Below are 13,561 nucleotides of genomic sequence, written 5' to 3'. Positions count from 1 at the left end.
TCCATCCTATTCAAGCGCGAACGCCAGCGGTTTCTGCTCACCGGCCCCGGCCGGTGCCTCCAGACGCCCCTGTTCCACCAAAGTGGCGGCAGCAATGGCGAGACTCATTCCCGACCAGTACCACAGTGTTTCTATCATGATGTTGAACAACCCGTAGAGGGACCAGTTGGTAAGGATGCACAACAAGCACCACCCCACCCACTTGTCGGAGCCGTGACCTGTCACCGCCAGATAGCGGTACAGTCTCCGGCCGGTCCACCCCAAGATGAAGAGGTAGGCTGCCAGCCCCATCACCCCCTGCTCGGCAGCCATGTGGAAGTAGATGTTCTCGGCGCTGGCTAGCCCAGTGATGTAAAAGTTGTCGAGATAATACTTAAGGTTCCAGATACCGACCCCCAACGGATGCGTGACAGCTACCTCAGCGGCACGGATCAGCAGACGCGTACGCGCAAGATTCGAATTGCCGCCTCCCTCGGAAAGCGTGGAAATCGAGTCCGTCCGGGAGGAGAGAAGCTGCTGGTAGTCCTGCCCCACCGTCGAAGTGAACAGGTACAAAAGACCGGCAAGCAAAAGCGTGATGACCACCAGCTTGGTCTTCAGATAGCTTGACTGGGGCACGCCCAGCTCCTTGTTGAGCATGCGCTGGACCACTACCAAGGCGACGACGGTTAACACGCCCGAGATCCAGGCGCCGCGCGCCAGTGAGAGCACGAGCCCCATGCCAACCATCGCAGCCAAAACAGCGCAGAAAAGGCGCAGCCACCCGCTCACCCGATCGGCGTAAAGCGCGATGGCTACCAGGATCCAGAAGGTCGACTGCAGGTAAAGCATGTCCCCGTTTCTCGAGGAGGCCTCATAGGTGACACCGAAGTAGCCAAGGGTATGCTGCCAGAAGTCGCCCACGTTCCAAGTGACAAAGCCGTAAATGCCATAGCAGAAAACGCAGAAACCACTAATCGCGAAGAGCAACAGGGACTTCTTGAGTAGTTCGACCCGGTCGGCGATCAGCGCAATGCAGACCGGCATCAGAGGAAAGAAGAACCACTTGAAGAGCGCCTCCTTGTCGACCTCAACTGCAAAGCAGTTCGAGACGGCGACGGAGAAGTAGTAGACTACGAAACCGCACATTAACGCTGCAGGAAACCTGATGCGTCCGCGGTCGGCAACGACCTTGAGCAGCACGACAAAGATGATCAGGTAAAAAACCAGGATGCTGTACGGGGTTGAAAACCCCAGCATGGAGACACGCAACGCCGGGACGGCATGGGTGCCGGAGAGCAGAAAGAGCGCAAATATGAGCAGGTTTCTCAAGCTTATCATGCCGGTGCCGCGTCCCCCCCGGCGCGGTATGCGTCACCCGCCCCCCGGTAGCGGGTCTGAACCAGCCACTCCCACGTCCGCGCCATGCCTGCTTCGAATTCAACGAGGGGACTCCAACCGGTGGCGCGCTCCAGCTTGGCCGGGTCCAGGACGTTGACCGGGACGTCAAACTTGCGCGTAGGCTCTACCTTGATGCGCGGGGTGAGCCCCATGGCACGCGCCAGCGGTGCTATGGCATCCAGGATATCCCGGTTGCTTCTACCCACACCACTGGCAATGTTGTAACACTCGCCAACCTTACCCCGCTCCAGCGCCGCGACTATGCCGCTTGCCACGTCGCTTACGTGGATGTAGTCGCGCACCGTCCCCCTCTCCCCGAACAGCACCACCTCCCGATCCTCGAGTATCGAGGCCATGGCGGTGGCCACGAACCCCTGGCCGGAAAACGGAATCTGCCCTTCGCCGTAGGCGTTGGCGGGCCTGACGCAGAGAAAGGGGAGGCCCCTCAACTCATTGAACATCATGGCGTACTTCTCTATGGTGAGCTTGGTGATCCCATAGGGAGAGATCGGGTTCTGCAAGCTGCTCTCAGCGATGGGAACGGCGTCGTTCCTGCCGTAGATGGTCCCCCCGGAGGAGACGAAGACCAGCTTTTCGATGCCGCAGTCGGAGGCGATATCGAAGAGGTTAACCGCTGACGGCAGGTTAGTGAGAATGTCGTTGACCGGGTCATCGAAGCTGGTCTTCGGAACCGTCGAGTGGGCGAGCGCGACGACTTGCTGGGCCTCACGCAGCACGCCGCGCAGGAAGTATCGGTCCCCATAATCGCCGCTTCGGTACTCGATGCCAGCCGGCAGCTCCCGGGTGGGAACCGCGTTCCTGCCAATGACGGTGATCTCCCTCGCGGGGGATTGCAGCTGCTTTATCAGGTGGTGACCGATGAAGCCGGTGCCACCCAGGATGCATATCCTCGTCACTTGCCCCCCTCCTGGTGCACACCGGACGTACGCACAGCTTTGACCCGAAACGAAAGATAGAGGAAATAGCGGCCGTAAAGCTTTGCCAGGCTGCGCCCTCCCTCACGCCACAAAAGAGCGAGCGTCCGTGGTCCTCCGACCTTGACGAGCGCCCGCAGCAGTACGCCGCCAAGTGCTACGGGACGGACAGGCGGCTGCACCAGTTCGAAGGCGCCGTTATAGAGCGCGGCAAGGTTCCCGACGTTTTGCTGCGACACGGTGTCGCCCAGCGTGTGGCGCAGGTTCTCGGAACTGATCCGCACCACCTTCTCCAGGAAAGGGTTGATCCCGGTCCGAGACATGCTGCTGCCGGTTTCGCGATAGACGTGCAGAACCTCAGGCAGATTGCCCACCTTGAAGCGGCGCGTCACCCGCGACCAGAGCTCGTAATCCTCGGGAGGCTGCCTGCTTTTGTCGGTGCAGTAAGTGCCGATGGCGGCGAAAACCTCCATGCGGATCATCATCGAGCTGTGCACGAACGGGTTGTTGAACAGGAGCCTGAAGCGGAGCCCCTCGTTCTCGCACGGATGAAGGAACTCGATGGGGGAAGCCTCGCCTTCCACCCAGATGGCCGCTCTGGTCCCCACCATGCCGTATTCCGGATGCTGTTCCAGAAATCTTACCTGCCGCTCTAGACGGTCCGGCTTGGAAATGTCATCCTGGTCCTGCCGGGCCAGGTAGCGCCCCCTGGCAAGTCCGATGCCGCGGTTGAGCGTGGCGGCGAGGCCGATGTTGTCCTGGGTGTAGAAACGGATACGGGGATCATCGTACTGTTGCGCGATGACGCTGGAATCGTCGCGGGAGCCGTCGTTGATGACGATGAGTTCGAAATCGCAAAAGGTCTGCCCCAGGATGCTGTCGATGGCCTCGCGCAGGTAACGAGCGCCGTTGTAAACGGGAAGCACAATGGTCACCAGCGGGGCCGTGGCAAACGCGCTAGCTGGTGCGGATTTAGTGAGCAGCATTGCACACTCCTTTGATTGCTTGGGTGGCGAGAACCGTCACATACAGCCCACCAAGCACCTGCATTCCACATGACGGCAATTTAGCGCCAAACCTCAGTGGAAAATCAAATACATCGATGCAAGTGGATATGATGATGACTTAAGCAGCATCATTTCTTCTCGTCGCCAAGCGTCGGCTTTCGTCATAGCGTCCATTCAGTGACGGCTAGCCGCACATTCTGTGCCGATGCTATTATTATCTACAGATTCTGTAGAGCCTACCTTCCCTGGCTGCCCCACAAACAAACGTGGAACTGTGTTATTGCATAGAAGCATTTGCAACCTTTACATTGAGCTGTTTTGTCTTGTAACAGTAGCAGGCAACATCCGACGAAAAGCAGTCGCGATGAGAGCTCTTATTTCAGTGGCGAGGGCACACGAAGCCGCAAGTGCTGTAAAGCCGCTTACTGATAGGAAGAAAAACCACTGTAAACGTCCTTCGCTCTGGATAGGCTGGAAAAACTTTGCGATGGCCATTACAACTACCGAACCCGATATAGGAAGCAGCAGATCAGACCAGCACCAGTGCCAAAGCTCTGTGAGGAGAATGCGTCTGTGCATATAATAAATGACGAAAGGAATGGAAAGTGCGTTAAGAGCAACCCAGAGCCAGGCGGCTCCGACTCCACCGAACCTGGGAACCACCACGAAAAAAGCTGTAATAAAAATTGGCACAGCGATAATATTTACCTTTATTGCCAAGCTGGTCCAGCCATGAACTAGTTGGATTTGACAAGGCATATTCATAATTCCGTTTAAAAAAGTCCCTATCACCATTACCGAGAGGACAGGTGCAGACTGTTGAGCCAATTGAGGATTGCCCGACCACAAAAAGATAATTCCTGCGCCAAAGAAGGACAAAAGAAGAGTAGCAGGCGCTGTTAAAACCGTCACTATTTGCGCTCCGCGGTGATAGACAGAAACAACAGCGGCATCCTCTCCTCTGCTGTGTAATTCTACCAATCGCGGGTAGACAGCTTGCACAACCGGGTTTACGACTAAGAATAGTACACTGGTCAGAGTTGCTGCTATGGTGTAATACCCGTAAGACTGAAGCGACAACATCCTCGAAAGGATCACTTTATCAGCTTGTGAAACCAGCAACGAGAGGATCATCATCATCATACTGCCCGAGGCAAACCTCCATACCCCGAAAATAGCTTGCTTCGAGAATCTGGGTGATAAGGGCGGTTGCGGAAGGATGTTATACACGCGTCGAGACAGAACGGTGACAGTTACGACGGACATGATCAACTGCCATAAGAAAAACCCCCTGATCGTCTGCGAAAAAAAAGCTAGCACCACCACAGCACCTGTATGACGAACAGTAGCTAAAATGGCAGTAACAGAGTTGTAAAGTACCTGTTGCTGAAGCCCGAACAGTGAACTACGGTAAATCCCTTCAAAAAAGCGCAAAGCAACTACTACCATCATGATCGAAATAGCATTAGCAACACTATCAACTGAAAGTGTATCCAGCTTCAACCAGTCGGTAGCTAAATAACCCGATCCACCCAAACCTAAAATTGTAATGAGCAGCACTAGAATCAGAGCAACGATCTCAACGCTGCGCAAAAGATTTGAAATAGACTGGGATGAGTATGTCCCTGCTGAATATCGCGCCATTTCGCGGTTCAAAGTCGGCGTCATTCCCATATCCAGCAACATGAGCGAGGTCTGCATAACGCCAAAGAAACCGATTAAACCGTATGCCTCCATCCCTAAGTACTTGATATACAACGGCGTAAACAAAAGTCCCGCAGCAGCATTCCACCCCTGACCAAGGTAATTCGCTAAGATGTTCTTTTTAACTGACACTATCTAGGACCTTTCAAAGCGGGTGCGGACCTTATGATGATGGAAAAACTAACCTTTGAAAGGGGGCACCCGAATCATCGCAACCATTACGCCGCAAATACGACTTACCGACTTTAAATCAAGGCTTCGACGGAGGGGTCTTCGTGATTCGAGCGGCAAGAACATACCCGTGTAATACTGGGTCATTGTACCCACTGTGCAAGTGAGAGTGACTAACGCAGCGACAGCAGTTGTTCCCGTATCCTGCCCATCAACTTCTTATCATCCTCAGGTAACCGGTCGAGGAACTCCAACAGGAATACAAGGATGGTCGAGCCAAAGAGGCCCGCAAAGGTGACCATAATCACCAGTTGGGAGCGCAGCGGCTTACTCTTTCTCGTGGGCACCACGGCTTCATCAAGTACCTGTAGTGAGGATGAATCTTTTGATTCATTGAATTTTGCTATTTCATACTGTTTTGTAAGCTGCTCGTAGACAGCCTCCTGAATCTTAAGCTCTCGCAGCTTGCGCGCGTACTCCAGCCCCACGCTCGGCATACGTCCCACCGACGGAATGCTATCGCCTTCCCCCCCAGCGCCGGTCATCCTGGAAATCTCTGCTTTGAGCTGGCCTATCCCGGCCTCGGCGGCCTTCACCTCAGGGCTCTCCTCGGTGCGGGTGTTGCGCAGCACCGAAAGCTGGACCTGTTTTCCGGCAAGATCCGCTTTCAACCGTGCGATCCCGGTAATAGATGCCTGGGCCTGGGATTCAAGGTGCACCACCTTGTTCTGTGTCGCGAAGTTCTTTACCGCTTCCTCCGCAACGCTGAGGTCCTTTTTGACAACCTCGAGCCGCTTTTCCAGGAACATCCGTTCCGCCCCCGCCTTGGTGAGGTTTAGGCGCACGGTTGCCTTGCCCAATTCGTCGACCACAGTGTTGGCCAACTGCGCGGAACGGCGGGGGTTCTTGTCACTCGTTGAGATAGTGATGATCCCTTCCTTGCTGCTTTGCACCTTTACTGCATCGAAAAGAGCGTCACGTGTCCTCTCCATGTCGTCCTTCTCGTATACCTTGCGCAGATCAAGCCTGTTGATCACGGCATCTGAGACCGAACGGCTTTTCACTATAGCTACATATAAGTCCCCACCGCCGGACAGACCGCCGGTTGCGAGACTCGCTATGCCTCCGGCTTGGCCAATAAGGGCGGAGATTCCGCTACCCGCCTCTTTCTGTGGCACAAGCACCCGAGCCGTCGCTGTGTAAACGTTCGGGAGGAATAGGCTGTAGGCGATGGAGGCTATCGCTAACACTGTCGTGATTTTGATGATGATCATCTTGCGCCTGGCGAGGACGTTCGCAAGCTCAAGCAAGTTGATTTCCTGTTGGTTCTTTTCCGGTGATTGCATAGGTACCCAAACCTGCGTGAAGAAATATCCCGTTACAGCCCGGCCGCCACCAGTACCCCGGCCGTAACCGCGATATTGCCTATGACAGAAGCGATGTCCTTGGCACCCCTGAGCCAGGCAGTCTTCTCGTACTGCCTCGGCACGATGATGGTGTCGCCGGAGTCCAATTTTTTGCCCCAGAAGGAGTTGTAGAACATGAATTTCGAGGAGTTGGCCTGGCTGATGACAGAGCCGTCGACCTTGACCACATAGATACCGTCCATGTCTGCATCGCCGGTCGGTCCTCCGACCTGCTTCAAGTACCACTCAAGGTCATGGCCACGCTGGGTGACGACGGTGCTCTGGTTGTAGACGTCCCCGATCACGTTGATGCCACCGGGGTCGCTGGGGACATTGAGCTGGTCTCCCCCCTGCAGTTCCAAGTCGTACATGCTCCCCTTGAGGTCACGCATGGAAGTGATCTCCATCAGCACGCGCCCCTCCGCCTTCTTGGTTTTCAGGATGTCGATGCTACGCATCAGGTTGTCGAGGGTGGTCTTGGAGCTCGCGACCTCTTCGGCAGAGGCGGCGGTCTGGGAGACGTTACTTTGCAGCTTGATGATCTGGTCCTGCGCCCGGTCGAGAGCCTCGTCCATACGCTGCTGCTGCAGTTTGCGGACGTTCTCCCTGGTGAAGCGCACGCCCCTCAGATAGGCCAAGTCGGTAAAGCCCCCGGCGCGGGCGATGACGGAGCTCAACCGCTCCCCCTTGTAGATGGGATAGGTGCCCGGAAACATGACTTCGCCTTTGAGCGTGACGTAGCGGTCGGTCGCCTCGGCCCAGTTGGGAATGCGGCGCACGGTGAGCTCGTCGAAAGGCTCCAGCTTGATGTTGTCCTCGCCCCCCTTGAGCGCCTGCTCAAGGTTCACCGGGATGGAATAGGAAGTGACAGTGCCTCCGGTGCGCTTGACCCTGGTGATCTCCCCGTTGCCCAAGTATGCGGACAGCTTGACGTTCCCCGCCTGCATCAGCAGGTCGCGCACGGTCATGTTCTCCAGGTAACGGATCTGACCGGGCTTTTGAACCTCGCCGCTCACCTTGACGACAGGGGTCTCCTCCATCTGCTCCCGGGAGAAGATCTTAACCCGGTCGAATTCCTTGAGCTCGACGTCCTGCGCGCGATCCCCCTTCAGTGCCCCGGCGACGTCGAAATAGACGATCTCGGGATGCAGGTCCGGCGGGTAGAGGCGGATGATCTGGCCGGCACCGGCGTGGTACTGGGGCAGGAGGTTGTCACCCTGCAACAGCGAGCTCACCTTCATGCCCGGCTTCAGGGCGTAGTCGCCGGGGCGCAGAACGTGCCCCTCGAGCCTGACATAGCCGCGCAGCACGCTGTCAATGGGGAGGACGTTGACCAGGTCGAGGTCCTGCATCTTGACGGAGGCGCTCCGCTGCTCGGCGGCCGCGCCGCTCAGGTCGAGGTTGAAGTCGTCAACCACCTTCTTGTCATGCGCCTGCACGCGGTAGAGCTGCACCCGCTGCAGATATCCGGTCGGGTTGATGCCGCCCCCGAGAGCGAAGAGGTCCTGCAGCGAGGTCTCCCCCTTCAGCTCGTAGATGCCGGGGCGCTTCACGTTGCCGACGATACCGGCGACGCGGCCGATGACCGGGACCAGGATGGTGTCCCCAGGTTGCAGCCGGATGTCCTTTCCTTTGTCACCCTTGAGGAAGAAGTCGTAGAGATCGACGGTCTCCACCACCTTGCCGTCCCGATTGATCTGGATATTGCGCAGGCTGCCGCTTTTGGTCGGGCCTCCGGCGGCGGAAAGGGCGCTGATCACGGTAGAGAGCGAGGTCACGTTGTAATCGCCCGGCGAGGCCACCTCCCCCACCACGTACACCTTGATCAGCCTCAGCTTGTCCAGGTTCACGTTGATCTGGAAGTCCTTGTAGATGCGCGCCACGCTCGCCTTCAAGACCGCCGGGAGCTCGCCGTAAGTCACCCCGGCAACCTTGACGGCACCCACTTTGGGAAGCACGATCTCGCCGCTGCGGTTCACATCGAGCTTGTAGGTGCCGTTGATGCTCCCCCAGAGGGTGACCACCAGGCGGTCGCCCGGGCCGACCACGTAATTCGCCCCGACCGGGACGTCGGTCTGACTGGCGAAGCTGTCCTTACCGCGCTTGAAGAAGCTGTAGCCGAACTGGGTCAGCTGATCCCAACCATAAGGCTGCGGCCGGGTCCTGTCGATGATCAGGGGGTTCTCCCCCATGGCCTTCTCCAGCACCGAGGGCTCCACCACCGGCTTCACCGTCTTCTTGACCGGCGCTTTCGCGGTCGTCTTCTTGTCCTTCTTTGCTTTCCGCTCTTTCTTTTCTTTTTTGTCCTTGTCGTCGCGCCCCTGCTTGTCGTCCGTGGCGGCGACGGCGTCCTTGGGCTCCCGCTCCTCCTTGGCGCCGGCATCCCTCAACTCCTCGGGGCGCTCCTGGAGCGGCTTCTGGGTGCCCGCCTCGACAGTGTCATCACCTTCCTCTTGTTCCCGTACCGACGACGCGCCGCGTCGATACCCCTGACGTTGATCGTCGCCCTGGTCCTGGTTGAGGGAATCGTCCTCGGTATCTTTGGGGGTGCTGAAGTAGTCGGAAGAAACGGCGAAGGAGCTGTCTTCTTTAGCTGTGGCGGGAGTCGCGCTGGAGGAGGCATCCTCCGAGATGGAGGCGGAAAAGGCGGTTGCGATGGACAGAAGTGAAAGCGTTACCACGAGAAACAGAATTCTTTTCATGCTTAGTTGTACCTCTAACTGGAATCACGAGAGACGGCATATGAAAAGGCACAAAACTTAACAGTGACAGGGTGTATCGTATATCATGTACCCATTTAAATGTAAACGAAAACTACCGGAAAATAACAGATAATCAACATCTCACACCTGCACGGGTTTCTTCTCAGATGGGTGGTTTGCTAATTAAGGCGGGAACAGCAGTAGGAGATCAGACAGTAGCTCACAGCGAAAAGACGAAGGCCGTTCTTTGTGACATTACCGTTACTGCCCAGCGGGCAGAGCCGATCGCAACTGAACCCAGGAAAACAAAAGTCATTACTAATGATCAGGCTCTAGTCTATACCACTTACACAGAGTGTTGTAAATGCAAAAACTGCGGCATCAGAAGATCAGTAGTCTTGATTCGACAGACTCCGCACCGCGTTTTTGACAGTAGTGACGGGAGCAGGTTCCGTGCCGTATTTTTTCATGTAAACGACCTAAAGAACACGGCCACTGAGGGGTGAGCAGACTCCCTTGGCGAGCCGTCTTCTTTTTCTTCTCATCCTCGCAGACTTATGACGCGAGTGAGAGTGTATCAGAAAAGAATCGAATAGGAATAAACAGGAAAAAAAAATTTAAGAAGTGACCTAGCATGCAATGAAGGAAGGTAATGAGAGTAGCTGAGAGAGGGAACTTGACGATAAAAGGTGTCAAAGACAGCATCAGTGTCTGAATTTTGACTACGGCACCGAGGTTCAAAAAGAACACCGGTGCCGCCGTTAGCCGTCGCTTTCTACAATCTCCAGAGCCGGATGCCGTGTTCTGCCATCTGCTCGGGTTTGAAGATACCCTTCACGTCGATGACGAGCGGCGAGTCTTTCATCATCCCGGTGAGCTGCGCCGGGGTCAGGCAGCGATACTCCTTGTGCGCCACCGCGATGACGACCGCCTCGGCGACCTGCAGTTTGTCGGCCGGGGTCAGGGTGACGCCGTACTCGTGCAGGGCCTCGTCCGGGTCGGCCAGGGGGTCGCTGACCTGGACCTCGATGCCGTAGTCCTGGAGCTCGTGGATGATATCGATCACCTTGGAATTGCGCAGGTCGGGGCAATCCTCCTTGAAGGTGAGGCCGAGCACGGTAATGCGCACCCCGAGCACGTTGTGGCCGGCGCGGATCATCTCCTTAACGGCGCGCTGGGCGATGAACTTCCCCATGCCGTCGTTGATGCGCCGCCCGGCGAGGATGACCTGAGGGATGTAGCCGAGCTTCTCCGCCTTGTGGGTCAGGTAGTACGGATCGACCCCGATGCAGTGCCCGCCAACCAGTCCCGGCTGGAACTTGAGGAAGTTCCACTTGGTTCCGGCCGCCTCCAGGACGGCATTGGTGTCTATTCCCATGCGGTCGAAGATGAGGGCCAGTTCGTTCATCAGGGCGATGTTGAGGTCGCGCTGGGTGTTCTCGATGACCTTGGCGGCCTCAGCGACCATGATGGAGGGGGCACGGTGCACGCCGGCGGTCACCACGGATGCGTAGACGTCGCCGACGATGTCGAGTGTAGCGGCATCCTGTCCGGAGACCACCTTCTTGATCTTGGTGAAGGTGTGTTCCTTATCGCCGGGGTTGATGCGTTCCGGGCTGTACCCCACAAAGAAGTCGGTGCCGCAGACCAGACCGGAGACGCGCTCCAGAATGGGAACGCATTCGTCCTGCGTCACGCCGGGATAGACGGTGGACTCGTAGACCACGATATCCCCTGGCTTCAGGGCCTTCCCCACCGTCTCGGATGCGCGCAGCATCGGGGTCAGGTCCGGTTGGTTGGCGGGGTCGACCGGGGTGGGCACCGCGACGATATGGAAGTCCGCCTCCCTGAGCACATCGATACTGTCGGTGAAGACGATATCGGCCTCGCGCAGTTCCTGTGCGGTCACCTCTCCGGTGCGGTCGTGCCCTTTTTTGAGCTCTTCGATGCGGGTGGCGTTTATGTCAAAACCATAGCTTTTGCGTACTTTGCCAAAGGCCACCGCCACCGGAAGGCCGACATAGCCCAATCCTATAACTGAAACGATTCGGTTGTGCTTTGACATCAGGGGTGCTCTCCTCAGGGTCAAATTTAACTGTTAACAGCCAGATGCAGGAATATATCAGAAAACACGCGGGACGCGCCATAGTTAAAAGATATTTACAAACAAAAAAGGGATATCCCAATTGAGAGATATCCCCACGGTGCCCTATTATTAATGGCTGTATGAGCTGCGCCAGGTGCCTGGCCCCTTAGAGCTTTTGGGAAGCTGGCTGAGCTGAAAGAAGCGTTCCGCTAAAGGGACAGGCACCTGGCGGAGCCAGTCCCTTCTGCCGTGCGCCTTAGACGTAATACCTGGAGGTCACGCTCTCCCACGATCCCTGGGCCTTCAGGATCAGGTCGCACAGTTCGCGCACCGCGCCCCAGCCACCGCGGTTCCTGGCGACGAAGTGGGCAAAGGGGAGCACCTCCTGGACGGCGTCGGCGGGTGCGGCGGCAAAGCCCACCCGTTTCAGGAGGGGGATGTCGATGACATCGTCGCCCATGAAGGCGACCTGTTCGTCGCAAAGCCCGGTGGCCTCCAGCATCTGGCGGTATGGCACCAGCTTGTCGAGGGACTTCTGGTAGACCTGCCCGATGCCCAGTTCCACGGCGCGGTTATAGACCACCTGGGACTCGCGACCGGAGATGATGCCGACCTCGATGCCGGAGCGCTGCAGCATCTTGATACCGTGCCCGTCCTTGACGTTGAAGAACTTGCTCTCCACGCCGTTGGAGTCGAAGATGATGCGGCCGTCGGTAAGGACGCCGTCCACGTCGAGTATCAACAGCTTGATCTTTTTAAGTCTTTCTTCCATGGAAACCTCACTGACCACCCCTGCTCACGCTAAGACGCAAAGGCGCTATGAACTGCAAAACCGTTTAACAGGGATAACAACGGATAAAAGGGATGAACCAAAACCTATTGGTAACGCAATGACGCAAAGACGCTAAGAAAAACGGATCGGGAGTAACTGCCAAAACAAGAAAATACACCCTTGAGCTCTATGTATTTTCAGCCTCTTCTTTGCGGCTTGGCGGCTTTGCGTTTAAATATGGCCCCTGCCTTTATCCTTTATGTCTATCCCCTTTTGCTTGGTTACGCGATGCCGGCCTTCAAGAGGTCGTGCAGGTGCACGACGCCGACCGGGGCGGTGGCGTTGTCGTCGGAAAAGACGAAGAGCGAGGTGATGGAATACTGCTCCATCTGCTGCAGGGCGCGCGCCGCCAGTTCGTCGCGACGGATCCGCTTGGGCCCTTTCTTCATCAGCGCCGAGGCAGGCAGGTTGATGATATCGAGCCCCTGGCCCAGGGCCCGGCGCAGGTCGCCGTCGGTGATGACGCCGACCAGGGCGCCGTCTTCGGAGGTGACACCGGTGATGCCCAGCCCCTTGGAGGTGATGGTGAAGAGCGCTTCGCGCATAAGGGTCTCGGAGCCGACCAGCGGGAGCCCCTCGCCCGAGTGCATGATGTCCTCGACCTTCAGCAAGAGCCTCCGCCCCAGCGCACCGCCGGGATGGAACATGGCGAAGTCCTCAGCCTTGAAGCCGCGGCTCACCAGGAGCGCCACGGCGATGGCGTCGCCCATGGCGAGGGTCACCGTGGTGGATGCGGTCGGGGCGAGCCCCAGCGGGCAGGCCTCCTCCTTCACGGAGATGTCGAGGAAGATGTCGCCGCTTTTGGCCAGGGTGGAGTTGGGGTTGCCGGCCATGGCGATCAGGGTTGCCCCCAGTCGCTTGATGATCGGGAGGATGCGCACCACCTCGTCGGTCTCGCCGGAGTTGGAGATGGCGATGACGACATCCCCCTTCATGATCATGCCCAGGTCGCCGTGGATCCCTTCCGCGGGGTGAAGGAAAAAGGCGGGGGTTCCGGTCGAAGCCATGGTGGAGGCGATCTTCTGGCCGATGAGGCCCGATTTGCCCATGCCGGTTACGACGACGCGGCCGGTGGTGTTGAGGATCATCTCCACGGCCTTCTCAAAGGTCCGGTCGATGGACGCCTCCAGGTTCAAAAGCGCTTCAGCCTCGACTCTGATTACCCGCTTCGCTTCTTCTAAAATCAAGATCAACTCCTTGCAAAGACAAAACCCGTATTAACAGGGATAAAAGGGATAAAAGGGATAAAAACTTGAAGACAAAGGATTTGGGTTTAACCCGAAACGATCTTTGTTAGCGCCTTTGCGGCTTTGCGTTAAGATCGCTTTTCTGTAGTTA

Annotated in this window: 9 protein-coding genes; all 9 read right to left on the bottom strand. The window is 57.0% G+C overall.

Annotation, left to right across the window (positions count from 1 at the left end):
* Window positions 1-6: 6 nt before the first annotated feature.
* Entirely contained in the window at window positions 7-1,320 is a 1,314-nt protein-coding gene (locus tag JFN90_RS17550; protein ID WP_199396416.1) for an O-antigen ligase family protein, read from the bottom strand.
* On the bottom strand, window positions 1,317-2,297 hold the full coding sequence (locus JFN90_RS17545; RefSeq protein ID WP_199396415.1) for an NAD-dependent epimerase/dehydratase family protein: 981 nt from the start codon (window positions 2,295-2,297) through the stop codon (window positions 1,317-1,319). The genes JFN90_RS17550 and JFN90_RS17545 overlap by 4 nt, the downstream gene beginning before the upstream one ends.
* Window positions 2,294-3,301, bottom strand: a complete 1,008-nt coding sequence (locus tag JFN90_RS17540; protein WP_199396414.1) for a glycosyltransferase family 2 protein — start codon at window positions 3,299-3,301, stop codon at window positions 2,294-2,296. The genes JFN90_RS17545 and JFN90_RS17540 overlap by 4 nt, the downstream gene beginning before the upstream one ends.
* A 324-nt stretch (window positions 3,302-3,625) precedes the next feature.
* The gene (locus JFN90_RS17535) at window positions 3,626-5,158 is read right to left on the bottom strand and encodes an oligosaccharide flippase family protein (protein WP_199396413.1); all 1,533 of its coding nucleotides are present in this window, start codon (window positions 5,156-5,158) and stop codon (window positions 3,626-3,628) included.
* A 212-nt stretch (window positions 5,159-5,370) separates the two neighbouring features.
* A complete protein-coding gene (locus JFN90_RS17530) occupies window positions 5,371-6,507 on the bottom strand; it encodes a GumC family protein (RefSeq protein ID WP_236019045.1) in 1,137 nt (378 codons plus the stop codon).
* Window positions 6,508-6,575: 68 nt separating this feature from the next.
* Window positions 6,576-9,305 (bottom strand): SLBB domain-containing protein, encoded by a 2,730-nt coding sequence (locus JFN90_RS17525; protein WP_199396411.1) that lies wholly within the window; start codon window positions 9,303-9,305, stop codon window positions 6,576-6,578.
* Window positions 9,306-10,080: 775 nt separating this feature from the next.
* The gene (locus tag JFN90_RS17520; protein WP_199396410.1) at window positions 10,081-11,370 is read right to left on the bottom strand and encodes a nucleotide sugar dehydrogenase; all 1,290 of its coding nucleotides are present in this window, start codon (window positions 11,368-11,370) and stop codon (window positions 10,081-10,083) included.
* A 277-nt stretch (window positions 11,371-11,647) separates the two neighbouring features.
* Window positions 11,648-12,163, bottom strand: a complete 516-nt coding sequence (locus JFN90_RS17515; protein WP_199396409.1) for a KdsC family phosphatase — start codon at window positions 12,161-12,163, stop codon at window positions 11,648-11,650.
* Between the two features lie 281 nt (window positions 12,164-12,444).
* Window positions 12,445-13,410, bottom strand: coding sequence for a KpsF/GutQ family sugar-phosphate isomerase (locus JFN90_RS17510; RefSeq protein WP_199396408.1), 966 nt, complete (start codon window positions 13,408-13,410; stop codon window positions 12,445-12,447).
* Between the last annotated feature and the right edge of the window lie 151 nt (window positions 13,411-13,561).

Origin of the sequence: Geomonas propionica (genome assembly GCF_016458235.1) — a bacterium.
GTDB lineage: Bacteria > Desulfobacterota > Desulfuromonadia > Geobacterales > Geobacteraceae > Geomonas > Geomonas propionica.
Note: the sequence above shows the minus strand (reverse complement) of the source record. Positions and strands in the feature narration are given on the sequence as shown.

What these genes read in the sequence shown, in the direction of transcription:
- JFN90_RS17550 (WP_199396416.1), bottom strand. Translation starts at nt 1,320, where the DNA reads ATGATAAGCTTGAGAAACCTGCTCATATTTGCGCTCTTTCTGCTCTCC.
- JFN90_RS17540 (WP_199396414.1), bottom strand. Translation starts at nt 3,301, where the DNA reads ATGCTGCTCACTAAATCCGCACCAGCTAGCGCGTTTGCCACGGCCCCG.
- JFN90_RS17525 (WP_199396411.1), bottom strand. Translation starts at nt 9,305, where the DNA reads ATGAAAAGAATTCTGTTTCTCGTGGTAACGCTTTCACTTCTGTCCATC.
- JFN90_RS17520 (WP_199396410.1), bottom strand. Translation starts at nt 11,370, where the DNA reads ATGTCAAAGCACAACCGAATCGTTTCAGTTATAGGATTGGGCTATGTC.
- JFN90_RS17515 (WP_199396409.1), bottom strand. Translation starts at nt 12,163, where the DNA reads ATGGAAGAAAGACTTAAAAAGATCAAGCTGTTGATACTCGACGTGGAC.